The sequence below is a fragment of the Candidatus Thiodiazotropha sp. LNASS1 genome (assembly GCF_964212655.1).
In the GTDB taxonomy this organism is placed as follows: Bacteria; Pseudomonadota; Gammaproteobacteria; order Chromatiales; family Chromatiaceae; genus Thiodiazotropha.
On record NZ_OZ156465.1, the window covers coordinates 4,234,862 to 4,256,821 of the forward strand.

Below are 21,960 nucleotides of genomic sequence, written 5' to 3' on the forward strand. Positions count from 1 at the left end.
GGTGAAAATAACCGTGTTGGAATGTTAATTCTTTATAACTTCAGTGGTTTAAATTGGTCATGGACGATACAGAGTGGATGAGTCCAAATAGGTCTTTGTATTGTGACCGACATCACAACAACTGGCTTGTCCGGGAGAGCAGGAAATGCATGGAAGGGAAAAGACATGACGCAGGTTTTCATGGGCCGCGAGAGGGAAGGTCATCCACCTCGCGGTGACGGCTGTCGATTAATTTGTAGCCTCATTGTATGTGGATGGTTGATCTGCTCATTGCGCAGACTTTAACAAGCTGAAATAACAGAAACATTAAAAATTGTAAATCGAGTTACTGACTTAATTGATTGAATATACTGTGGGCGTCGAGTATTTCCTGGGCAAGTTCGATCACTCTTCGGCGCTCTGACCGTGCCTTGCTGCGTAACAACTCGTATGCACTGTCGCGATTCAGGTTGTAGCGTTCCATTAAGATACCGACAACGATATTAATTGCTTTTTCTGTCTTTAATGACTTGCTGCATCGTTGCTCTTCCTTGTGCAGATATCTGATTTGCCTGGCGCAGTTCAATGCTGATTCGATACCGGAAAGCAGGATGGTGTGGTCATCACTATTGACAACAAATCCTAGAGAACTCTGACCCTCATCAAGCTTTGGCTGAATATCATTAAAATGCTGCAGAAGAAATACATAGGCAGATCCTGAAGCCAGCAATGCACTGGTTAATTCAATGAGCGAATGTTCCGGGATCCGTATATCCAGAATGACCAGGTCAGGCTTTTCGTTGATATTCAGTTGAGCAGCGATTTGAGTGTCATCTGCTGTGACTATCCTGTAGCCTAATGACTTCAGTGTCACCGCCATAGCATCAGATGATGATTGATATTTGTCGACTATCAGCAATTTTGCCTTATTGTCCATCCTATTACAGGCTGAATCGGGTGTATCGATAAAGCCTGGCTCCATTGTAAAAAATGAATTTACTATCTGTGGTGAAAATTAACCATGACGTCTGTCAGTTGCCGGTACTATTTTAAGATTATTTACACATTATTCTCCTTGAATGATCTGTAGCTTAATGTCCGAGTTGCATGTCATATCAATGCCCGGTATTTCCATAAAAAAATTAGGTGTTACAGGTTGAATCAGTTTCCTTAATATCCACCCGAATTAATGGTGTCTGTCCCGGAGGTTGTTGCGCAAGCAGCTTCTCCAGCTCCAAACCGTTCAACGGATGGCTGATATAACTGCCTTGTGCAAGATCACACCCGAACTTTTTCAAGCACTCCAGCTGTTCGGCGTTTTCTATACCCTCTGCAATGACACGAAGCGAGAGGTTGTGCCCCATATTGATGATGGTTCTGACCAGCAGCCTGTCGCATTCGCTGGATTTGATGTCACAGATATAGGAGCGGTCAATTCTTATTTTATCGATGGAATAACGCTTGATATAGTTTAATGAAGCAAAGCCGGCGCCGAAATCATCGATAGTGAGTCGTACACCAAGTTGACTGATTCTGGAAAGTGACTTAAGTGCTTCTTGCATTTTTTCAATAAGCACGCTGCCGGTGATTTCCAATTCAAGTGAGGATTCCGGTAAATTATATAAACTCAGTGCACGTTGAATTTGTGTGTCAAGTTTACCTGTTGAAAGCAGGATGCCTGGAATTTTCAGTGCAATACGCAGATCGATATCAAACTTATGGCGCCAGGCAGCCAATTGATTACATGCTGTGTCGAGGGTCCAGCTACCAAGTTCATGTATCAAGCCACTCTCTTCTGCAATGGGTATGAATTTGATTGGAGGTATGACGCCCATGTCATGATGGTGCCAGTGAGGCATTACTTCGATGACATTGATATGGTTGTTAATCAGGTCGATTTGCGGCTGGAATAGCAAGCTCACCGCTTGTTCACTAAGTGCCCTGCGAAGCTCTTCCCGCAGATAAACACGATTATTATGCAATTCACCCATCTCTGAGGTGTAGAACGCGTAACAGTTTTTCCCTTTATCTTTTGCCTGGTACATTGCAGTGTCGGCATGTCTGATCATATTCTCGCAATTATCCCCATGTTCCGGAAACAGACAGATCCCGGTGCTGGTGCTGATGTATATTTCATGGTCGTCTATCCTGAAGGGTTTTTTGAATGTTGCGATAACTTTTTTGGCGACGTTCTCAACTTGTCCTTTGTCTGAGATTCTGGAAAGAATGACAGTGAACTCGTCACCGCCAAAACGGGCAATAGTATCCGATTCCCGTAGCGTATCCGTTAAACGGCGGGCTACCGCACTCAATAGTTGATCGCCAATTGAATGACCAAGCGAATCGTTGATATCCTTGAAATGGTCCAGGTCGAGAAAAAAGAGTGCAACCATCAGCCTTTCCCTTATTGCCTGGGAAATACTCAGTTCGAGCCGATCTGAGAAGAGCTCCCGATTAGGTAGACCGGTCAGGTTGTCGTAGTAAGCCATATGGTGGATCTGATTCTTGATCGCTTCCTGGTGGCTTATGTCGGAAAATATCCCCAGATAGTGGGTCGGTTCACCCCGCGTGTCTGCAATGGTTTCGATCGACAGACACTCGGGGTAGATCTCGCCATTTTTTCTTCGATTCCAGATGATTCCCTGCCAATGGCCTTTTTCATTCAAGTCATTCCACATCTGACAGTAAAAGTCTCTGCCATGCCGTCCCGAAGAGAGTATACGAGGCGTCTTGCCCAAGGCTTCATCTCTGGTATATCCCGTTACCCTGGTGAAGGCTTGATTGATCTCCACGATATTCAATTCAAGGTCGGTAACAAGGATTCCGTCCTTGAATAAGGTGACGATACGCTCAGCCAAGCCTGTATCCGACTTGGTTGCTTTAGGTTTTCCTCTGATCTGGGACCGGCCTTTGCTTGATCGCCCTTTGGACCGACTGAGAACCTGTGTCCGTTTTCTCATCCACTATCTCCGTGCATCCTGTCCATCATCCACTCGAATACCGCCACCAATGGCACGCACACGTGCGCATCCAACTGCCTGTATGCCTCGTTGAGGTAAGCAGTTTATCTATCGGCGGGGTAAAGGCCGTGAAGTGGGGAGCGCCCGCCTGGGGGCGTTCCAAAAGAATCTGGCGGGGATAAGGCCAAATATATCTATAGAATCTATAGTTTTAGGGTAACTGTGATTATCTATAAAAAAGTAGGGCTATTTCAAGTCTCAGTTAAGTTGAGAGAGCTCTGAACAAGCCAGGGCGAGCCAGATTGTGAAAAAACTTCCTCTCCAAGGCTTTAATTACCGGTCTATTGTCGAAATAAACGGCACAGAGGCGCTACTTCTGACCGTTAAACAGCCCACCATGAATTGTTAAATATCTGACAACATTCGTGGATCATTTGGTTGAGGTAGTACAGGGGTAAGCGGAGTGACGCGCCATATCCTGGGTGAATTCAATACACATGCGCTACACATTAGCAGTTTGCTTGCCATAGAATGGATTAACGCAAAGCTGTATTTCCATGCAGATTATCCATGCCAACCAACCCTGGGCCCTAAAATGAACACACAATCCTATAAATCCCTTGATCTTGAGCTGATCGAGCAGGGAACCTACCTTCTGACCTTAAACCGGCCCGCCAGCCTGAATGCACTCAACACTGAAATATTCAGGGAGTTTGCGCTGGCACTGGATGAGGTTGCGAACGATGCTGAGGCGCGGGTGCTGTTGATTACAGGGGCGGGTGAGAAGGCATTTGTCGCGGGGGCCGATATCAGTGAAATGCGAGATAAATCGGCAGTGGAGGGGATGGCCTTTTCTCAAACCGCTATGACGCTATTCCGCCGGCTCGAGATGCTGCCAATACCGGTGATCGCCGTCGTCAACGGCTACTGCCTCGGCGGCGGTTGCGAACTTGCCATGGCTTGTGATTGGATCATCGCCTCGGAAAATGCCGTGTTTGGTCAACCGGAAGTCAATTTGGGGATCACTCCCGGTTTTGGCGCCACCCAGAGATTGTCCAGACTCATCGGTCCCGCCAGGGCCATGGAAATGATCGTCAGCGGTCGCCATGTCGATGCGAATGAAGCCCTGAACTGGGGCCTCGTCAACCATGTCTATCCGCAGGATAGGCTGATGGATGAGGCCCTTTCCATAGCTGGCACGATCTGTCAAAAAGGCCCGCTGGCGGTTCGTTTGAGTAAACAGGCCATCGTCAGGGGAGCGAGCCTCGACCTGGATAGCGGCTGCCAGATCGAGAGCCAGGCCTTCGGTCTCTGTTTCTCTTCCGCAGAGCAGAAAGAGGGCATGGCGGCCTTCCTGGAAAAACGCAAACCTGAGTTCAAGGGGGTGTGATGAACCGCCTGGCGGAACTACAAGCCGCCGGGTGACTTCCAGGGTGCCTCAATAATAAGCTCTTTACTAAAGATTTGATTTGTAATGTCGATTATAGAGATGTCACGTGTATCTCTGAGCCGTCAGGCGCAAGTTCAGGATTCCAGGTAGGGAGGTTTTGATCACAGTGAAGTGAAAGTATGAGTCAAGAGTGAACTGGCGACTTTCAAAAATTCACAAAGGGTGATTGCAATGTCATTTCTTCATAATCTTCCTATTAAACTACGTCTCTATATCATGGTCGGTCTGGTGCTATGTGTGGCGCTCTTCGTGGGACTGCTAGGTCTCAATGGCATGCGCAACGCCGCTCATGCCATCGATGAGCTGTACAACCAAGACATGGCGCATATACGGGCCCTGGGGATTATTCTGGAAGCGGCCGAGGATAGCCGGTCGCAGGTCCTGCTCTCGTTGCAGCACGACCCAAACTCCTCCTTCTCCTCGATGCATGACCATCCCGTGTCGGTGCATCTTGAACAAGTCGATCATAACATCAAGGAGATCGATAAACATTGGGCGGAATTCATGAACTCCCACCTGGATGCCGAGGAGAAGCGGTTGGCGGCTCTCTTCCAGGCTGAACTGGTGAAATTCGAAAAGGAGGCGATAGAAAAGATCGAGGAAGGCATCAGGACGGGACACTATCATGAGGCTGAAAGCCTGGTATTGAGTGTGGTTAATCCTGTCATGAAGGAGATGAAGGAAACCATTGAATCCCTGGTCAACCTCCAGGAAGAGGAGGCCGCAGCGTTCTTCACCGAGTCCGGTGAGAACTACCACTCCATGATCACCTGGGTTGTCATCAGTTTGGCTATCGGCGCGATCATCAGTCTAGTGCTTGCCTATCACACGATCACCACGATTACACAGGGCGTCAACCAGATTGAGCTGAAGGCCAAACAACTGTCAGAAGGCGATCTGGGAGCGCGGGTGGAATATAGCAACAAGGATGAACTCGGCCGCATCGCCTCTGCTTTCAACAAAATGGCGGATAAATTCCATGACACCATCAATGAGGTCAAGGATTCGGTATCTCAGCTTGCCTCGGCGGCTGAGGAGACCTCGACGGTGACCACCCAGACCACACAAGGTATCAGCCAGCAATTAACAGAGACCAGCCAAGTGGCTACGGCGATGAACGAGATGAGCGCCACGGTGCAGGAGGTCGCGCGTAACGCCGTCGATGCAGCTGAGGCGGCCCGTGAGGCGGATAATACCTTTCACCAGGGTAAGCAGGTGATCGATAAAGTGATCGACGCTATCGGTGAGTTGGCCAAAGAAGTGGAACAGGCCGCGGGTGTGATCCAGCAGCTCGAATCCGAGAGTATGAACATCGGTTCGGTCCTCGATGTGATCAAGAGCATCGCCGAACAGACCAACCTGCTGGCCCTCAATGCGGCGATAGAGGCGGCTCGGGCCGGTGAGCAGGGCCGTGGTTTCGCCGTGGTAGCGGATGAGGTTCGCACACTTGCCGGACGCACCCAGGAGTCTACCCAAGAGATCGAGGAGATGATCAGCAAGCTACAGGCCGGCGCCAATAATGCGGTGAAAGTGATGGCTGAGGGCAAGGAGATGACCCAGGTCGGCGTGGAGCAGGCCGCTGCCGCCGGTGAAGCATTGGAGACCATAAACACCGCCGTTGAGCAGATCTCGAATATGAACACACAGATCGCCAGCGCGGCCGAGGAGCAGAACTCGGTCACCGAAGAGATCAACCGCAGTATCGTCAGCATCAATGAGGTGGCGGAGCAGTCGGCAGCAGGTGCCCAGCAGACATCTCAGGCAAGTAATGATCTGGCTAAATTGGCCGAACAGCTCAAGGGACTGGTAGAACTATTTAAAGTATGATCTGTTAATCATCAAGCCGCATTCGTACTTTTCGAATGCGGTTCATCTGCATGTTCTTCTGACAGCTCCACGCGGATCCCGTCATTATATTCTTAGTATGCAATTCAACAATTTGTACTTTATTGAGCATGATTATTAGCGGAAATTTGTGGTAATCGAAGTTTATTGGCAGCTAATCAATGACTCGATTCATGGCTGAGTTCAGAAAATCCGGTTTAGACCGTTGAGGGCTGCGACGCGGTAGGCCTCGGCCATGGTTGGGTAGTTGAAGGTGTTTTCCGTGAAATAGAGCAGGCTGTTGGCATCTCCCGGTTGGGCCATGATGGCTTGACCGATGTGGACGATCTCGGAGGCTCCTTCGCCGAAGCAGTGGATACCGAGGATCTCCAGGGTTTCCCGGTGGAACAGCAGCTTCAGCATGCCAACTTCGTGACCGGTGATCTGTGCCCGGGCAATGGTGCGGAAGGTGGCGTGACCGACCTCATAGGGTATCTTCTGTGCAGTCAGTTCCCGTTCGGTGCGGCCGACCGAGCTGATCTCGGGCAGGGTGTAGATCCCGGTGGGAAACTCATCGATCAGTTGCCAATCGGGATCTCCGGTGGCGATCTGGGCGCCGACGAAGCGGCCCTGATCGTAACTGGCGCTGGCCAGGGCAGGGGGGCCGACCACATCGCCCACGGCATAGATATGGGGTTGGGAAGTGGCGTAGGTCTTATCGACCTCGATTTGACCGCGATGATTGATCGATACCCCGATATCATCCAGGCCCATGGCCTCGGTGTTACCACTGCGGCCATTGGCCCAAAGCAATACATCGGTCTTGAATTTCTTTCCCGATTTGCAGTGCAGCACAACACCGTCATCCTGGGCCTCGACCCGTTCGTACTCCTCATCGTGTCGGATCACCGTGCCTTGATTACGCATGTGGTAGCTCAGGGCATCGGTGATCTCATCATCGAGAAATGAGAGTAGGCGGTCCCGAGTATTTACCAGATTCACCTTTACATCGAGATTGCAGAAGATGGAGGCGTATTCGCATCCAATCACACCGGCACCGTAGATGGTGATTGAGTCGGGTGTGCGATCCAGGCGCAGTACGGCATCGCTGTCGAGAATACGCGGATGGTTGAAGTCCACATCCTCGGGGTGATAGGGCCGCGATCCGGTGGCAATGACAAATTGTTGCGCTTCGATCTCTTCGATGCCACCACCCGCCTGCACGACTTCAACCTGATTGAGGCCGCTGAAACGGGCACGGCCATGGATTACTTCCACCCGGTTGCGGGCATAGTGGCGCAGGCGGCTGCGGACCTGTTCATTGATCACCTTGCCGGCAGCCTGCAGCAGGTCCGAGTACTCCACCTGAATCTGATCATGGGTGTGCTGAAACAGAGGGTTGCGCCGGAAATCCCGCAACATCTGAATATTGTGCCTTAGCGCCTTGGAGGGGATGGTTCCCCAATGGGTACAGCCGCCGCCGACCTTGTCGAAGGCCTCAACGATCACCACCTGCTTGCCCGATTTGACCAGCTTCATGGCGGCGCCCTCGCCACCCGGACCACTGCCGATTACCACCACATCATATTGCTTGGCGCTCATTGCTACTCCGCATACCGTTCATATTGGCTCAAAAGAAGCCAGTTTAGCAGAATTTATTTCAAGGAGAGACAGATACTTATGGGAACACACGCATAATCCCGGGCAGGTGTCTAGCAGCACAGACACGCAACATGGTTAGAGCTCAATGGCTGACTTATAATGTGTGTGATCGTAATAGAAAAGAATGGGGATGTCTGAGGAAATAGGCTGGCTAATCCATCTCGGAAATCGAAGTGCCTGTCTATATTTTCTCAATCACCGCACTGGGACTTTCTGGGAAAAGGCACATAATCCGGCAAATCCTGTCGGAGCGAAAAACGGCACGGCTAATTTGCGACAATAGCAGAATAATGCAATGAAAAGAAAACCATTAGGAATACTCAGCAGTACACTTAGTAACATAACCGCTACGAGTGAATTGGATTATGAGACAAAAGAGATTGTCGCGGAACTTAAACGCACAAAAACACCATACACGATTATCGATCCCGACAAGCTCTGCATAGGAATCGAGCGCAATAATCCGGTTGCAAGGTTTTCAAGTAGCGATGGGAGTAGCCGTGCTGAGGACCTTCAGGGGCTATTGGTGAGACGGACTCGTGGAAAAGAGGAATACATCCTGGACTTCTTGGAATACTGCAAAGCGAGTTATCCGGATCTCTGCATGTTTGATGAGTTGGGTTCATTTAAGCGACCAACTTCCAAAGTGGCCCACCTGTTGCCGAAACTAAACCTAACGGCGCAACCGGATACCCTTATTACAAAAGGATATTTGCCAGATGCCTGTTCGATTTCCTTGCCGTTCGTTATTAAGCCATCGCATGGATTCAAGGGTGAGGGTGTTGAACGATATCACAGTATAGATGATGCTCAAAAACGCTTATCGAAACTCCCTGATGAAGATAATGCGCTTGGTTATGGGGTTATACTTCAAGAAGAAATAACAAAGATTAAAGAGTTTCGAGTTATGGTTATCGGAGGAAAGGCTTTAGGCGTTGCCGAAAAGGTTGTGAACTCTGAAGATGATGTTGCTCTCAGTGCAGACAAGGGCCACGATTTCAGGAAGTACGAAGGTGATCTAACAGAAGATGTACGTTCGCTAGCGCAGGAAGCGGCAGAATTGGCATCGCTTGATTTTGCAGGTGTAGATATTGTTTTTGATGGGGATCAGCTGATTCTCCTGGAGTGTAATCGAAATCCGCAATTCTCCGCCTTTGATCATGCGCTTCACATTCGCTCAGCAAGAGCCATGGTTGCCCTGATGCTCGAACGCATGGCAAAAGCAGAGAAAAGAACTGATACGGAGAAAATGCAAGAGGGGCAACCCCGAATCATCCAAGCAACAAAACCGAGAGTGTTCATAGGATCTTCCTCTGAGCATCTGAACATTGCAGAAGCTTTGCAGCAGGGGTTGACACAATCAGCTGATGTTGAAGTATGGAATCAAGGCATTTTTGAAGCAAGCGAAGTCGTTTTCACAAAACTCGCTGAGGTGGCGAAAGAGTTTGATGCTGCAGTTTTTGTATTGTCTCCCGACGACCTGGTGGTTAAGAAAGAGCGGGAATTAAATCAGCCAAGAGATAATGTTCTTTTCGAGATCGGGTTGTTTATGGGAAGCCTTGGCGCCAAGAATGTTTGGTTGGTGGTGTCGCGCAAAGACAAGCTGACCTTGCCGTCTGACTTTGATGGCCTGAATCTGATTACGTGGGAAATGCAGAAATCTGGAAATCTCCGGGCATCAATCGGTGAGGCATGTACGGAGATAAAGCAACTGTTAACCAAGCAGCCCCTTGGGAACTAAAAAGGAGTCAGTGTCCTTTAGGGAAAGCAACAGGTACGCTTGTCATCTTGCTGCACCACATTCAAAGAAGAACCGATACATACAAAACATAATTCTATCTACTGTGGATGCCCGTTCACAATGCAGTGTATTTTCCAACTCAAACGGGAATTATATTCCTGATATTTTCCCTCGCTTAAAATATAAAGCTATTTATCGAAATATATAAAAACAGTAACTTATATAAAGACCAGTGCACAACTTAACATAGGTCAAGGAAAATACAGGTGGATAGGTATTAGTGTCTGCAAGTGCTGTCCGGCCAAATCAGATGGCCTTGTTTCCAAGGAAGTGCATATGTGTCGCCAAAAAATATGTTTCCTCGTCCTCTTAAGTCTCACGCTTTGCATTCCACTTGGTAGTAGCGCAGAACCCATCGAGGATTATGGAGAAGCGATTAATCAGGCCGGACGCCAGCGCATGTTAAGCCAAAGGATGGTTAAGGCGTTCGCCCAGATCGGCCAGAGGATTTTATTCGCCAATCCAAGAGAACAGTTGAATTCAGCCATTCGGCTTTATCAAAAGCAGTTGAACAACCTGAAATCCTTTGCAAGATCTGAAAAAACAAAGCGAGCTTTATTGCACGCGGAGACTGTATGGAAGCGCTACAAGGATGTCGCCGATGGGAAGGTCGATATCAACAGTGCAATCAGGCTCAACGGGTTGAGTGAGGAATTGCTCCAGGCCAGTCAGAAAGTGGTAGAGGCCCTGGTGCAGGAAGCAGGAACGGAAAAGGCGCATATTGTCGATATTTCAGGACGGCAGCGAATGCTTTCACAACGAATGGCGAAATACTATCTGTTGCTATCGTGGGGCCTGGAAGATTCGCAATTTCATGGTGAATTCAAGAAAGCGGAGATGGAATTTTCACAAGCACTAGCGGAATTAAACGGCTCATCCCTGAACACGGCGGAGATCAGTGAAGTCCTCGAAAAAGTCAATAAGCAGTGGCGTTTCTTTCAATTAACAAAATTAATGGACAAGGGTAAGTACCTGCCATCAGTGGTTGCACGTACAACGGAGTCGCTCTTACAAGATATGAATCGGGTTACCGGGATGTATGCGAAAGTAACGGTTATGTAAAAAAATATTATAGGCTGAGAAGTCTGCTGGCCAGCAGTTGTCATAACTGGCGGATTTTTGTCAATCGGGTGTAGAAGGTAGAGGGCTGTTATAAAAAAATTAACAATTTAGACCTTAATTTAAGAATTAACCTATTAAATCTTTATCATACAATGCCGCTACATGCCCCATAAATAACAGGTACTGTCAGATAAGTTCAGAATACGATCATGGCATGTGGGAGTGAGGGGAGAGCTGACCTGTATCCGTTTATTCGGATAGAGCGTTTAAATGTAGGAGTAAGTGTACCCCATCAATTGCTTTGCGCGTGGCTGAACATGTAATGCTTGATATACATGATGCTTATGACGCCAGATAATTGATATGCGTGGCCACTTTTTCCATGATGTATCGGGGAAATATTATGAAGACCACAAGGTATCTATTAACCTTCTTCCTGGCTACAATTCTGTGCTTCTCTTTTTCTGCCCATGCAGCCGATATCGATCTCGCTGAAGCTGTAAACAAAGCTGGGAAACAACGCATGCTTTCTCAAAGAATAGCAAAGGCGTACTTTTTTCTGGGGGGTAACGTAAGGCGCGACAAGGCAAAACAACAGCTACAAAGCAGCATTGTCGAATTGAAAAAAAATCATGCTGAGTTAAAAGCTGAAGTAAAAAACAAGGATGTGCAACAATTAATGGTATTCCTGGATATTGTAATTGACGATTACTCCAAGTTAGTCAATCTACCCTACACTCAGACTGATGCCACCATGGTGCTCGACATGAGTGAGACTATTTTAGAATTGAGTCAAGATGTCGTTGTTAAGATCGAGGCCCTCTCCAACCGGAAAACGCCTAAGATCGTCAATCTTTCCGGCAGGCAGCGCATGCTCTCACAGCGCATTGCTAAATACTACATCGCTCATCAATTGGGTTTCAAGGATCAGGATTATGTCAATCAGCTGAAAACCGCAGTCCAAGAGTTTGAGTCAGCCATGGCCGTCCTGAAGAGCGAAAAAATCAATACACCTGAGATCACCGAAAAACTTATCAGAACCACCCGTCTCTGGCGCGTTATCCGACCATTTTTTATGGATGTTGAGAAAGGCGGCCTGCCGGTCACCATATTCGCTACCACAGACCGTATTATGGAGTTCATGAACACCATTACCGGCATGTACGTAAACGTCTCTGCCTGACAGCGTTAAAGTATCAGTTGCACCCGTGTTATGGGTGAATTGGATTGTAGTCGGACATGTGATAATCATCACATTGGCTTGGTGTGGACGGGCGCCTATTATTTTATTGAACGATTAAACGTCTTGCCAAATATCTTCGCACGATCGCTAATTGAGCCTCGTACAGGCTTCAGGTGTTCGTTTCGATTTTTTATTGGTTTATAGGGGCCGGCTTTATTTTCAGCATATTGAGCGAAATATTAAATGGTGACCATGAGAATACAGACATTTCTTTTTTTTACGCTATGCCTGTAACCGGGTTAATTGATCCCTAATCAACCTATTGTTGTCGGTCTATTTCCTCTCTTCTTTCCTTGTTGGCCTGTATGAGGGTCTGCTCAACATTTTCGGCCTTATCCATAACATCTCTATACCCTTGAAAAACTCCCGCATCTCCTTTTGTTTTTTTACTGTTATTTTCCTCAGAGGAACAACCGGCAAATAAACATACGACTGAAAATATCAACGTATACCTTAATATATTCATAACAATCCTTCTATCTTGCGCATGATGACATATCAAAAACTTCTTCATCTCTGGTGTTGCAGTGGATACCAGAATTTACTGATTAGGATCGGTATCAACAGGCCTTAATTTCCGCCGATATGTTCGAGACAGGCATCGATACACTGCTTGTACATGAGGATCTTCTTGTGTCCCAGCTTTTCAGTGGTCAGCAACTCAGCTTTGGGAGCGATCTGCATCAACTTTTCGGCATGACTGTACGGGACCTCAAAGTCATGCCTGTCATGTACCAGCAACAGGTCGCCAGTGACTTTATCGATAGTATTCACCGGTGACAGCTGTGACCAATCCCAGGGTGTGTCGAAATGGTGGGCGAAACGCCGCATTGCCTCTTCGCGCATGGCCTCGACGACCGGCTCGCTGATCGAAAAGGCATCGGCGAACCGCTCTGTGATCCAGTGGGTGTCGGTGAAACAGCAGAACAGTATGACTTTATCGGAAGGGAGATTGTATCGGTCGATGGCGAGGAGTGCCGTGCCACAGCCGAATGAATGGCCGATCACGGCTGATATCGGTTTTTCCTTCTCCGCAATGGCGGCGATGGCACGGGCCACCTTCAGCATATTGGTGCGTTTTCCCGAGGAGTCCCCATGGGCCGGCGCATCAAAGGCGACGGCACGATAGCCGGCGGCCGCCAGTGCTTCGATCAGGGCGAAGAATTGAGTGCCGCGACCGCCCCAGCCATGGCAGAGTAGCACGCTGGGGCCTTCGCCCCAGGAACGTACCGCAATCGTCTCGCCATGGATCTCATGCCTGGTCAGGCTGGCGCTTTCGCGAACCTGCATCTCCCGGCGCGGTATCGGAAACCTGGGTGGTGTCATGAAGAGCCGCAGCGCCAACACGCCAGCCAGTCGGGGCGACACCCAGCCGGTGACCCGGAACACTATCCTTGCGGTGTTCAGGAACAGCCGTACGCCCAATGGCAGCTGCTGGTGGGTAAAGGGATTGTTTTCACTGGCCTGGATGTTACTGTCTTCATTCATGAGAGTTCCCAGATCATCTGTCGCGTACCGCTGAAGTGGAGTATGCCGATCGTAATGCAGACCAGCGAACTCAAGATGAGAAAACTATCGACAGCTTGCGGCATGATTAGTGCCAACGGCAGCAGTGCCATGCCACGTATAAGATAGACTGCTGTGATAAGCATCAGGATTGATCTGAGCCAGGGCAGACGGCGAACCAGGCCTGCACCCGCGAAGGCGTACAGGCTCCAGAGCAGCAATATCAGGGCGATGATGGCCGTAATGATATCGGGTAACGGCGAACCCCGTTCAGCCAAACGGGCAAATCGCTCTCCCGCACCAAAAAACCGGTACCAGGCCGGACCGCCGATGATAATCGCTATGTGAAGAAAAGCGGCCAGCAGGCTCAGCGAGCCGCCCCATAGCAGAGGCCTGTTCAGACCAACCATCGATGCTCCATATCTATGCATGCGCCCATCCGCTCAAAGATTTGGTAGAGACCGAAAAAGGTACGGTCGAAATAGATGAACTCGTTGGCAAGATCATTGATTTTGTGGACATTGGTAAGTTGTTTAAACGACCGCCATCCCTCTGCGGTGTAGGAGGTCTCGCGCTTGGAAAAATCGAATCGGCCCACCTTGAATGGCTTGGTCATCCAGTCGCCAAAAGGTTGCAGGACCTGATCGTAGAAGGTTTGCAGCTCATCCCCTGTCATTTCGGCAACCATGCCGAGTCGCTGGTAGGTTGAGATGACTTTGTCTGCATCCCGCGTCATATAGGCATGCAAAAGGACCGGCATCAAACTGACGAAATCTGACGAATAGTAGCGGACGCATCCGAAGTCCAGCAGACCCAGGGTGCCATCCCCGGCAAACAGATAATTGCCTGGGTTGGGATCGGCGTGGAGTGCATGCAGCCCGTAAAAGGAGTGGACAAAAATATCGTACAGCAGTTGTCCGAAGTGATCCCGTTCCTGTTGAGCGGGATTGCTGTGGAGCCAGGCTTCCAGGTGGTGCCCCGGCAGCCGCTCAGTGGCCAGGATGCGTTTCGACGAGTAGTCCCGGTAGACCGCGGGAATGTTGACGCCGGGTATCCGAAGCCGGGTCTTGAACCATTCGTTGTTGTCCGCCTCGTGATGGTAGTCGACCTCTTCATGCAGGCGCTGTTCAATCTCGTCGATGGATGAGAACAGGAGCCTTGCATATCGGGTAGGCTTGATCAGACTGCGCAGCAGTTGAAGATCGCTGTCGATGGTGACATCGATGCCGGGGTATTGCAGCTTCACTGCCAGGTTTTCACCCTGTACGCCGGTCGCCCCGTGGACCTGTCCCAGGCTGGCTGCCGCAAAGGCTTTCGAGTCGAAATGGGCAAACAGCTCTTCGGCTGGCTTGTTGAACTCCTGCATGATCAGCTTACGGATCAGCGGCCGCCCAAGGGGAGGGACCTGATGGTAGGACTTGGCCATCTCCCGGCGAAACCACTCGGGCATGAGATTGCTCTCCATGCTCAGCATCTGTGCGATTTTCAGGGTGCTACCGCGCAAGCGGGTGAAGGTTTGAAACAGGATGCGCGCCGTTTCGTCATCGAGCTGCTGTTGCTGTTGGTGACGTGCGGCCTCACTCAGAAAGGGACGCTTGGCGGCATGGCTGAGATGTCGACTTCCCGCCTTGAGCATGGCGCTGCCGGCGATACCGGTACGCGCAAGTTTGCCGGTAGGGATGGAATCAGCCATCCCCGCCATCCATAAAGCGCCGCTTGGCCTGTTTCCAGGGTGCGGTGTAGTCACCCAGTTTCTCCAGATGGCGGCTGATCTGGCTGCGAAACATGAAAGAGAAGAGGTCGAGGGCCTTGCCGATCAGCGCCGTCTGCAACACCATGGCGATCATCTCCACGCTGCGGTCGACCAGCTGAGTGGTGTTGGCGAAACCCTCGGAATCATCCTTCAGCCAGAAGGCGAGCACGCCGGTGAAGTAGTCCCAATAGAGCGGGGCCAGCAGCTCCCGGTAGGGCTGGTCCGGTATCTCACCCACTTCGATGGCGGCATCGATCATCTCCTCCACCATGCGATTGAACAGACGCCGTGTCTCTGCCAGATTGACGGCGCCCGCAACCGGTGCGGAAAAGGTCAATGTGAAGACCTCGGCGAGGAACTCCCGGTCCGGTAACCAGAGGGCGAGCTCGGTCTCGGTCAACTGCTGCAGCTGTTCGCGCAGGGTATATTCGTTGAAGTCATCGATCTTTTTCAGCGCTTCGGCCACCTCCCGCTGTTTCTCCTCGCAGTAGCCGTAGAGAAGGCTCTCCTTGGTCGGGAAGTAGTTGTAGATGGTGGCGTCACCCACCTCGGCGCGGCGGGCGATTTCTCGCATGGAGGCTGATTTGAAGCCTTTTTCACTGATCACATCAACGGCTGCGCGCAATATCCGCGTACGGGTCAATGCCTTCTCTTGCTTACTGACTTTCATGGGTCAATCCGCTTTTAATGTGAAAATACTATACATAAAATATAAAATAGAACTAAATAATATGAAAATCAAGTTGAAAATGAGGGTGGTTATGGAATTATCTGTCTCCTTTGTGGAGCGCTACTTCAGTAAACCACTGTCTGGCCCGGTTTTCTTGATGGCTATTTCCGCTCATCAAGCGCCCTTTCGTAAAGGGTGTGCAGACGCTTGGTGAAGTCATTGATCCGGTATTTCAACCAGCTGGCGTTGTGCCGCATGCCGCGAACGGCGTAGCTGCTGATCGATTCGTGATGGGTGGCTATTTCGGCAAGGGCCTCGCAGAGCCTTTCGCAGCGTTGGTTGAACTCCGAAAGATCATCGCAGTAGCGGCGCAGTTCATCGCTGAGTGAATCCGTTTTCTTCTCTCTTCCCTTGAGCATGAGGTTCTTCCAATGATTCAACTTATCCGCTTAGTATCAACCGGTTTCGGATGCTGTGAGACTGTATCGCTTAGGCTTCCGGGTAGAGATCCGGCCGCAGTTCGTGTCGGGTCAGTTTGCCGTTGGAGTGGTGTTCCAGGAGTAGTGTCAGACGTCCGCTGGGTTTGCGAAAGCCGGAGGCGATCTGGGTAAGGTAGATATAGTTGGTGCCAGACAGAAAGGCCAACCGTCTGGCTGCGTCGCGGCCTTCCTTTGCGATGTAGGTCTTCATATCCATGATGGGTTTGATGGTAGCACCATGCTAAAAAATTAGCAAGTTGCTCATGGCGGTGGCTATAGCAAATTGCTATGATTCAGGGATGGTCAATATCAGGACAATACGGAAGTCGAATCTGCTGGCACAGATAAACCGTTTCGGCTCCCAGCGGGAGTTTGCGGAACGGGTGGGCCTGGCCCCGGCCCATGTCAGTCAATTGGTCACAGACCGGCGCAATATGGGTGACGAAGTGGCAAGGCGGATCGAGAGGAATCTTGATCTGGCCGATGGCTACATGGATCTGCAACATCCCTCCCGGGATTATCCCGATCATCACTACACCGGTCATCGTGACCGGGTGGCCGAGACAGACAGTGAAACGCTTCAGGCGCTGTTGTTGAAAGCCGATCAGATGCAACAGAGTCTTCCGGCGAAAACCAAAAAGGTTATTCTCAGGATCGAACGCGCCGCTATGGAGGGCAAGCTCTCCGATGAGGATTGGGAGATGCTGGAGCGCCTGGTAGACCGGTTTGAAAAAGGCTAGGGCCTATCGGGTGTGTGTTAACAGGCCCTTGTATCGAATTACATCAGGGCGCTGAAGGGTTGAACAACCACTTTATCGCCGTCCTTCACGCCTTCGCAATCCTCGGATAGCAGGATAAAGCAGTTGCCCCGGCTCATCGAGGTCAGGATACCGGATCCCTGTTGACCCACGGGATCGACGCTGAAACTGCCATCCTCCCGCTGTTGCAGGAATCCACGTACAAATTCGAATCTGCCGGCCCGCTTGCGTATGTCGCGGTCGCTTTCGGCCAGCAGGGTGGTAGGTTGGTAGGGTGTGCCGGTGGCGAGATAGTGCAGGGTGGGCAGGACAAACTGGTAGAAGGTGACCATCACCGCCACGGGATTGCCGGGCAGGCCGAAGAAGTGGCTGCTACCCAGTCTGCCGAATGCCAGGGGTCTTCCCGGCTTCATGGCGATCTTCCAGAAACGCATGTCCCCAAGCTGTTGCAGGATCTCCTTGGTATAGTCCGCTTCGCCCACCGAGACGCCTCCGGAAGTGACGACGATGTCCGCCGCTTCGTCAGCGCTGTCAAATGCCTCTCTCAACGCATCGGGATCGTCTTTGACGACCCCCAGGTCAAGCAGCTCCACATCCGCTCTCTGCAGCATGCCGTAGAGGGAGTAGCGGTTGCTGTCGTAGACTTCACCGGTCCCCAGGGGCTCTCCGATGGAACGCAGTTCATCACCGGTGGAGAAGAAAGCCACCCTCGGGCGTCTGCGAACGCTGACCTCAGCGAAACCGAGGGAGGCGAGGATACCCAGATCGGCGGGGGTCAGGCGTCTGCCGGGACTGAGCACCACGCTGCCCTGTGCGATGTCTTCACCCGCCTGGCGGACATTCTGCCCCGGGCGCTGACCTTGGGCGATACGCACCTGCGACTCGTTGATGAGCAGGGATTGTTCCTGCATCACAACGGTGTCGGTACCATCCGGCATGGGTGCGCCGGTCATAATGCGGACACACTCGCCCTTGCCGCAGGATTGATTGAACGGCGTACCTGCGACTGCGGTACCGATCAGCTTGAAGTCCCGATACTCCTGTTGCGGCAGATCGCTGCCCGACATGGCAAAACCGTCCATGGCCGAGTTGGTGTGGCCGGGTACATCGAATGGCGAGATGATCTCTTGAGCAAGCACAGCATTCAGGGCGTCTCGCAGGGGCAGGCGTAAGCTTGTCTGGATCGGCGTGATAGTTGCGAGGATCGCCTCACGGGCTGCCGCCACGGTGAGCGTTGAGGGTGCCTCCGGGTCAGCACAACTGACGCTGGAGCCGATGGCTTGGCTGGTCATTTAATCCGTTCTCTCCATATCGATGCATATATTGACGAATGAACCCGGCTATCTCCTGCGGATCATTGAGGTTCAGTATCGGCAGGCAGTGCGGAACACCGGGGATTGCTTCATCGGTTGCGACCGCGATGATATAGGGATCAGTATGACATAAAAGGGGTTTGCCCAGGGCGGGACGGTGCAGCTCTATTTTATAGATCGCCTCGTTCTTGAATCCCTCCACCAGCACCAGGTCCAGATGGGAGGTATCGAGATAGTCGAGCATCTGCCCCAATCCGGGCTCCGGCAGCTTGGTGTCGGACTCCGAAATCAGGGCCATGCGTCCGCGAGCACTCACCAGCATCTGGCTGGCCCCTGCCTTGCGCAGTTCATAACTGTCCTTTCTGGGATGATCTATCTCGAACAGGTGGCTGGCGTGTTTGGCCACTGCAATACGCAGGCCCTGTCGTTTCAGGATCGGCAGCAGCCGGGTCAGCAGGGTGGTCTTGCCGGTGCCGCTGAAGGCGCTGAATCCCAATAATGGGATGGGGAAGTCGATCATGCCGCGCTCCCCTGGAGGTTGTCCCGCTCCTGGAGGGTGTTGACGTTGATGAAGGTGCGGGGAATATCGGAAAAGTCGGCATGGGCGACCCGGTGCTCTTCATACCAGAGGTCGATCTTGCGATCACCCCGGTCCAGATAGCGCTGCAGGCTGTCGGCCAATCGCTTGGGAATCAAGGCGTAGACCGGTTGCAGCCGGTCGCCGTCATGGGCCACGGCGATATCCGCACCGGCTAACTGGCGTGCCTCGTAAAGCCGCTCCACCAGGTCGGGCGGCACCAGTGGCCCATCGCAGGGGAGGGTGAGCATATCCTCGGTCGCTACGGCTTGCATGGCAGCGATAAAGCCGGCCAGAGGGCCCTGGTAGTCGAGCAATGAGTCGGCGATCACCGGATACCCGAATGCCGCATAACGTTCCTGATTGCGATTGGCATTGATCAGGATGGCCGCCACCTGGGGTTGTATCGCGGAGATTACATGCTGCACCAGGGGCCTGCCGTTCAGTTCGATCAAACCCTTGTCCTCGCCGCCCATACGCCGGCCACGCCCACCGGCAAGAATAACGGCGGTGACCGCGGGTTGCGTACTCATGCGGTACTCCTGAGTGTGATGTCTTTCGGAGATGAGGGTATGGACATCAGTTTACTATCCTCAATCATCACCAAGCGTCCTTCATAGAGGTGGAGTTGCCGATCTATCAATGAAGAGAAGTGTAGTGGATCGTGGCTCGCGAGTAACAGGGCAATACCCTGCTCTTTGAAGGATTTAAGCAGATCCAGGGTACGTTCTCTAGCCTCCTGATCCAGATTGGCTGTCGGTTCGTCCAAAAGCAGAATTCTGGGATTTCTCAACCAGGCCCTTGCCAGTGAGACCCGTTGCCGTTCGCCCCCCGAAAGTGACTTGGCCGGGGTGTCGGTCAGGTGATGAAGTCCGGCCCAGTCGATGGCATTGTCAATCATCTCCCTGCGTGAATGTTTGTCCAAACCCGTGGGCAGGGCATAGCCGAGATTGTATCTAACCGAGCCGTCGAACATATAGGGTTGCTGGTGCAGATAGAGAACCTGTTTATGCAAATCCTTACGGCAATGACGCCAGGTTCCGGGTGAATCCGAAGCGATGGTTATCTGGCAGCTGTCCGGTTTTTCGAGGCCTGAAAGGATGCGCAGCAAGGTGGTTTTGCCGGCGCCGTTACCGCCGCTCAACAGCGTGCACTCTCCCGCATGCAGGGTCAGCTCGATCCCGTTCAGCACCGCTCTTCTGCCGAAGCGCTTGTCCAATGTGGACACATTGAGTATGACCGACTCGCTCATGTTACAGGATGTCCCTTGCCCTGAATGTGTTGCAGCAGGGCGTTGAGTGAGAATGCCAGGGTCAACAGTACCAGGCCCAGGGCGATTCCCTGGGCAAACTCGCCTTTGCTCGATTCCAGGGCGATGGCGGTGGGTATATTGCGCGTATAGTGCAGAATGTTGCCACCGAGCATCATCGACGCGCCGACTTCGGCGATGATGCGGCCGAAGGCGGCCAGCAGCGCCGCCATGAGACCGAAGCGCGCTTCGCGCATGATCGTGATCAGTGCGCGGATCGGTGTGGCGCCCAGTGTGCGGGCCGTCTCCCAGGCGCGAATGTCGGAGGCCTGTAAAGCCGAATGCCCCATCGCCACCAGAATCGGGAAGGCGAGCGCGATCTGCCCCAGCACCATCGCCGTTTGGGTGAACAGCAGTTTCCATTCCCCCAACGGACCCTGCCTGGAGAGCAGGATAAAAAAGGTCAGGCCGACCACCACAGCCGGGACGGAGAGGAATGTGGAGTTGATCGATATCAGCAGCCGTCGCCCGGGAAAGCGTTTATAGGTCAACAGAAACGCCGCCAGCAGCGCCGGTGGCGTCGCAACCAGGATGGCGATCCCGGAGACGCGAAATGAAATGGCGATAATCTCCCACAACTCCTGGTTACCGCTGACCAGGAGGTTTAGCGCCGCTACAGTGGTGTCGCCCAGTGATTCCATCAACGTGGTTGATCGAAAGAAGCGTACTCGCCGGCATCGGCGGATGGGGTAAAGAGCTGATTTTTACCGATCCGGAAATTGCCGATATGCGCTTGGCCGTCAGGTGATATCAACCATTTGATCAAGGCATTGGCGCCGTCATGGTTGATATCCGGGTAACGTTTGGGATTGACCGCAATGATGCCGTAGGGATTGAACAACAGGGGATCGCTCTCAAAGACTATCTTCAGCGGCGACTTGGCCTGATAGGCCAGCCATGTACCCCTGTCGGTCAGGGTATAGGCATCCATTTCCGAAGCGATTTGCAATACTTTGCCCATTCCCTGGCCCACTTCGAGATACCACTCTCCGGCAGGTTTTATATGGCTCTTTTTCCACAGTCCAAGCTCCTTCTTATGGGTACCTGAATCATCGCCGCGGGAGATGAAGCTTGCCTCATGCCCGGCAATACCCCTTAGTGCGGTAATGGCATCCTTTGCCTGATTGATGCCGGCAGGGTCATCGGCGGGACCTACCAGAACGAAATCGTTGTACATGACCCCATAGCGTTTGACGCCATGACCCTCATTGACAAATTTATCCTCTGCCGCACGAGCATGCACCAGGACCAGATCGACGTCGCCGTCCCTCCCCATGCGTAATGCCTTACCCGTTCCAACGGCGATCACGTGTACAGGGTAACCAGTTGCTTCGGTGAATGTTGGCAGGATATCTGCAAGCAGACCGGAATTGTCTGTACTGGTTGTGGTCGCCAATCGAATGGTCTGTTTTTGAACACTTTCCGCAACACTGTTACCGGCAGTTAGCAAAATGGTAACAATGAGAAAGCGTATGCTGGAGCGAAATAGGCGATTAAACATAGGTTATATGCCTCTGGTTGTTGTTCTATCCTATCTATCGTCTGCAAAAGAAGTGCCACAATTAGGCATTGCCGGGCAGCGTCGACAGATGCAGTAGTCAGTGGATTTCTTTT

Annotated in this window: 22 protein-coding genes; 6 read left to right on the plus strand and 16 right to left on the minus strand. The window is 51.7% G+C overall.

Features of this window, described 5'->3' with window-relative positions:
• Positions 1 to 325 precede the first annotated feature (325 nt).
• A complete protein-coding gene (locus tag AB8516_RS18865) occupies positions 326 to 916 on the minus strand; it encodes an ANTAR domain-containing response regulator (RefSeq protein ID WP_369162726.1) in 591 nt (196 codons plus the stop codon).
• 205 nt (positions 917 to 1,121) lie between these two features.
• Positions 1,122 to 2,939 carry a putative bifunctional diguanylate cyclase/phosphodiesterase gene (locus tag AB8516_RS18870; RefSeq protein WP_369162727.1) on the minus strand — a complete coding sequence of 606 codons (1,818 nt, stop codon included), beginning with the start codon at positions 2,937 to 2,939 and terminating at the stop codon, positions 1,122 to 1,124.
• A 595-nt stretch (positions 2,940 to 3,534) separates the two neighbouring features.
• Between AB8516_RS18870 and AB8516_RS18875 the strand changes: the two genes are divergently transcribed.
• Both AB8516_RS18875 and AB8516_RS18880 read left to right on the plus strand, forming a co-directional pair.
• On the plus strand, positions 3,535 to 4,329 hold the full coding sequence (locus tag AB8516_RS18875) for an enoyl-CoA hydratase-related protein (protein ID WP_369162728.1): 795 nt from the start codon (positions 3,535 to 3,537) through the stop codon (positions 4,327 to 4,329).
• A gap of 231 nt (positions 4,330 to 4,560) precedes the next feature.
• Positions 4,561 to 6,216, plus strand: coding sequence for a methyl-accepting chemotaxis protein (locus AB8516_RS18880; protein ID WP_369162729.1), 1,656 nt, complete (start codon positions 4,561 to 4,563; stop codon positions 6,214 to 6,216).
• A gap of 201 nt (positions 6,217 to 6,417) precedes the next feature.
• On the opposite strand, the gene sthA is transcribed toward AB8516_RS18880, so the two are convergent.
• The gene (sthA, locus tag AB8516_RS18885) at positions 6,418 to 7,815 is read right to left on the minus strand and encodes a Si-specific NAD(P)(+) transhydrogenase (RefSeq protein WP_369162730.1); all 1,398 of its coding nucleotides are present in this window, start codon (positions 7,813 to 7,815) and stop codon (positions 6,418 to 6,420) included.
• 355 nt (positions 7,816 to 8,170) lie between these two features.
• Here sthA and AB8516_RS18890 point away from each other — a divergent pair, with 355 nt between their 5' ends.
• The 3 genes from AB8516_RS18890 to AB8516_RS18900 all read left to right on the plus strand — a co-directional run bounded on the left by AB8516_RS18890 (position 8,171) and on the right by AB8516_RS18900 (position 11,921).
• Complete coding sequence (locus AB8516_RS18890) at positions 8,171 to 9,616, plus strand: TIR domain-containing protein (RefSeq protein ID WP_369162731.1); 1,446 nt, start codon at positions 8,171 to 8,173, stop codon at positions 9,614 to 9,616.
• A gap of 336 nt (positions 9,617 to 9,952) precedes the next feature.
• Positions 9,953 to 10,738: a type IV pili methyl-accepting chemotaxis transducer N-terminal domain-containing protein gene (locus AB8516_RS18895; protein WP_369162732.1), complete on the plus strand. Its 786-nt coding sequence runs from the start codon at positions 9,953 to 9,955 to the stop codon at positions 10,736 to 10,738.
• A gap of 403 nt (positions 10,739 to 11,141) precedes the next feature.
• The gene (locus AB8516_RS18900) at positions 11,142 to 11,921 is read left to right on the plus strand and encodes a type IV pili methyl-accepting chemotaxis transducer N-terminal domain-containing protein (RefSeq protein ID WP_369162733.1); all 780 of its coding nucleotides are present in this window, start codon (positions 11,142 to 11,144) and stop codon (positions 11,919 to 11,921) included.
• Between the two features lie 319 nt (positions 11,922 to 12,240).
• On the opposite strand, the gene AB8516_RS18905 is transcribed toward AB8516_RS18900, so the two are convergent.
• The 7 genes from AB8516_RS18905 to AB8516_RS18935 all read right to left on the minus strand — a co-directional run bounded on the left by AB8516_RS18905 (position 12,241) and on the right by AB8516_RS18935 (position 16,606).
• Positions 12,241 to 12,495 (minus strand): hypothetical protein, encoded by a 255-nt coding sequence (locus AB8516_RS18905; protein ID WP_369162734.1) that lies wholly within the window; start codon positions 12,493 to 12,495, stop codon positions 12,241 to 12,243.
• Positions 12,496 to 12,551: 56 nt separating this feature from the next.
• Complete coding sequence (locus AB8516_RS18910; protein WP_369162735.1) at positions 12,552 to 13,469, minus strand: alpha/beta hydrolase; 918 nt, start codon at positions 13,467 to 13,469, stop codon at positions 12,552 to 12,554.
• Positions 13,466 to 13,918 (minus strand): hypothetical protein, encoded by a 453-nt coding sequence (locus tag AB8516_RS18915; protein WP_369162736.1) that lies wholly within the window; start codon positions 13,916 to 13,918, stop codon positions 13,466 to 13,468. The genes AB8516_RS18910 and AB8516_RS18915 overlap by 4 nt, the downstream gene beginning before the upstream one ends.
• Entirely contained in the window at positions 13,885 to 15,180 is a 1,296-nt protein-coding gene (locus tag AB8516_RS18920) for an AarF/ABC1/UbiB kinase family protein (RefSeq protein WP_108294630.1), read from the minus strand. Before AB8516_RS18920 ends, AB8516_RS18915 begins: the two co-directional genes overlap by 34 nt.
• On the minus strand, positions 15,173 to 15,910 hold the full coding sequence (locus AB8516_RS18925) for a TetR/AcrR family transcriptional regulator (RefSeq protein ID WP_108294632.1): 738 nt from the start codon (positions 15,908 to 15,910) through the stop codon (positions 15,173 to 15,175). Before AB8516_RS18925 ends, AB8516_RS18920 begins: the two co-directional genes overlap by 8 nt.
• 161 nt (positions 15,911 to 16,071) lie before the next feature.
• Entirely contained in the window at positions 16,072 to 16,329 is a 258-nt protein-coding gene (locus AB8516_RS18930; RefSeq protein WP_108294634.1) for a hypothetical protein, read from the minus strand.
• Positions 16,330 to 16,399: 70 nt separating this feature from the next.
• Positions 16,400 to 16,606: a hypothetical protein gene (locus AB8516_RS18935; RefSeq protein ID WP_069127268.1), complete on the minus strand. Its 207-nt coding sequence runs from the start codon at positions 16,604 to 16,606 to the stop codon at positions 16,400 to 16,402.
• A gap of 46 nt (positions 16,607 to 16,652) precedes the next feature.
• Between AB8516_RS18935 and AB8516_RS18940 the strand changes: the two genes are divergently transcribed.
• The gene (locus tag AB8516_RS18940; protein WP_369162737.1) at positions 16,653 to 17,129 is read left to right on the plus strand and encodes a hypothetical protein; all 477 of its coding nucleotides are present in this window, start codon (positions 16,653 to 16,655) and stop codon (positions 17,127 to 17,129) included.
• Between the two features lie 38 nt (positions 17,130 to 17,167).
• Here the strand turns inward: AB8516_RS18940 and glp are convergent, their stop codons facing one another.
• From glp to AB8516_RS18970, 6 genes are read right to left on the minus strand one after another with little or no spacing between them, the layout of a single operon-like run.
• Positions 17,168 to 18,439 carry a gephyrin-like molybdotransferase Glp gene (gene glp, locus AB8516_RS18945; RefSeq protein ID WP_108294638.1) on the minus strand — a complete coding sequence of 424 codons (1,272 nt, stop codon included), beginning with the start codon at positions 18,437 to 18,439 and terminating at the stop codon, positions 17,168 to 17,170.
• On the minus strand, positions 18,399 to 18,980 hold the full coding sequence (gene mobB, locus AB8516_RS18950; RefSeq protein ID WP_069127265.1) for a molybdopterin-guanine dinucleotide biosynthesis protein B: 582 nt from the start codon (positions 18,978 to 18,980) through the stop codon (positions 18,399 to 18,401). Before mobB ends, glp begins: the two co-directional genes overlap by 41 nt.
• A complete protein-coding gene (gene mobA / locus AB8516_RS18955) occupies positions 18,977 to 19,570 on the minus strand; it encodes a molybdenum cofactor guanylyltransferase MobA (RefSeq protein WP_369162738.1) in 594 nt (197 codons plus the stop codon). Before mobA ends, mobB begins: the two co-directional genes overlap by 4 nt.
• Positions 19,567 to 20,289: an ATP-binding cassette domain-containing protein gene (locus AB8516_RS18960; RefSeq protein WP_369162739.1), complete on the minus strand. Its 723-nt coding sequence runs from the start codon at positions 20,287 to 20,289 to the stop codon at positions 19,567 to 19,569. The genes mobA and AB8516_RS18960 overlap by 4 nt, the downstream gene beginning before the upstream one ends.
• Complete coding sequence (locus tag AB8516_RS18965; RefSeq protein WP_369162740.1) at positions 20,286 to 20,987, minus strand: ABC transporter permease; 702 nt, start codon at positions 20,985 to 20,987, stop codon at positions 20,286 to 20,288. The genes AB8516_RS18960 and AB8516_RS18965 overlap by 4 nt, the downstream gene beginning before the upstream one ends.
• Positions 20,987 to 21,847: a substrate-binding domain-containing protein gene (locus tag AB8516_RS18970; RefSeq protein ID WP_369162741.1), complete on the minus strand. Its 861-nt coding sequence runs from the start codon at positions 21,845 to 21,847 to the stop codon at positions 20,987 to 20,989. Before AB8516_RS18970 ends, AB8516_RS18965 begins: the two co-directional genes overlap by 1 nt.
• Between the last annotated feature and the right edge of the window lie 113 nt (positions 21,848 to 21,960).

Excerpts from the sequence above, each read along its gene's own strand:
- mobB (WP_069127265.1), bottom strand. The coding sequence starts at position 18,980 with ATGATCGACTTCCCCATCCCATTATTGGGATTCAGCGCCTTCAGCGGC.
- AB8516_RS18970 (WP_369162741.1), bottom strand. The coding sequence starts at position 21,847 with ATGTTTAATCGCCTATTTCGCTCCAGCATACGCTTTCTCATTGTTACC.
- AB8516_RS18940 (WP_369162737.1), top strand. The coding sequence starts at position 16,653 with ATGGCGGTGGCTATAGCAAATTGCTATGATTCAGGGATGGTCAATATC.
- AB8516_RS18960 (WP_369162739.1), bottom strand. The coding sequence starts at position 20,289 with ATGAGCGAGTCGGTCATACTCAATGTGTCCACATTGGACAAGCGCTTC.
- AB8516_RS18865 (WP_369162726.1), bottom strand. The coding sequence starts at position 916 with ATGGACAATAAGGCAAAATTGCTGATAGTCGACAAATATCAATCATCA.
- AB8516_RS18925 (WP_108294632.1), bottom strand. The coding sequence starts at position 15,910 with ATGAAAGTCAGTAAGCAAGAGAAGGCATTGACCCGTACGCGGATATTG.
- AB8516_RS18910 (WP_369162735.1), bottom strand. The coding sequence starts at position 13,469 with ATGAATGAAGACAGTAACATCCAGGCCAGTGAAAACAATCCCTTTACC.
- AB8516_RS18935 (WP_069127268.1), bottom strand. The coding sequence starts at position 16,606 with ATGGATATGAAGACCTACATCGCAAAGGAAGGCCGCGACGCAGCCAGA.
- AB8516_RS18965 (WP_369162740.1), bottom strand. The coding sequence starts at position 20,987 with ATGGAATCACTGGGCGACACCACTGTAGCGGCGCTAAACCTCCTGGTC.
- AB8516_RS18930 (WP_108294634.1), bottom strand. The coding sequence starts at position 16,329 with ATGCTCAAGGGAAGAGAGAAGAAAACGGATTCACTCAGCGATGAACTG.
- AB8516_RS18890 (WP_369162731.1), top strand. The coding sequence starts at position 8,171 with ATGAAAAGAAAACCATTAGGAATACTCAGCAGTACACTTAGTAACATA.
- AB8516_RS18895 (WP_369162732.1), top strand. The coding sequence starts at position 9,953 with ATGTGTCGCCAAAAAATATGTTTCCTCGTCCTCTTAAGTCTCACGCTT.
- AB8516_RS18920 (WP_108294630.1), bottom strand. The coding sequence starts at position 15,180 with ATGGCTGATTCCATCCCTACCGGCAAACTTGCGCGTACCGGTATCGCC.
- AB8516_RS18900 (WP_369162733.1), top strand. The coding sequence starts at position 11,142 with ATGAAGACCACAAGGTATCTATTAACCTTCTTCCTGGCTACAATTCTG.
- glp (WP_108294638.1), bottom strand. The coding sequence starts at position 18,439 with ATGACCAGCCAAGCCATCGGCTCCAGCGTCAGTTGTGCTGACCCGGAG.
- sthA (WP_369162730.1), bottom strand. The coding sequence starts at position 7,815 with ATGAGCGCCAAGCAATATGATGTGGTGGTAATCGGCAGTGGTCCGGGT.
- AB8516_RS18915 (WP_369162736.1), bottom strand. The coding sequence starts at position 13,918 with ATGCATAGATATGGAGCATCGATGGTTGGTCTGAACAGGCCTCTGCTA.
- AB8516_RS18870 (WP_369162727.1), bottom strand. The coding sequence starts at position 2,939 with ATGAGAAAACGGACACAGGTTCTCAGTCGGTCCAAAGGGCGATCAAGC.
- AB8516_RS18875 (WP_369162728.1), top strand. The coding sequence starts at position 3,535 with ATGAACACACAATCCTATAAATCCCTTGATCTTGAGCTGATCGAGCAG.
- mobA (WP_369162738.1), bottom strand. The coding sequence starts at position 19,570 with ATGAGTACGCAACCCGCGGTCACCGCCGTTATTCTTGCCGGTGGGCGT.
- AB8516_RS18880 (WP_369162729.1), top strand. The coding sequence starts at position 4,561 with ATGTCATTTCTTCATAATCTTCCTATTAAACTACGTCTCTATATCATG.
- AB8516_RS18905 (WP_369162734.1), bottom strand. The coding sequence starts at position 12,495 with ATGAAGAAGTTTTTGATATGTCATCATGCGCAAGATAGAAGGATTGTT.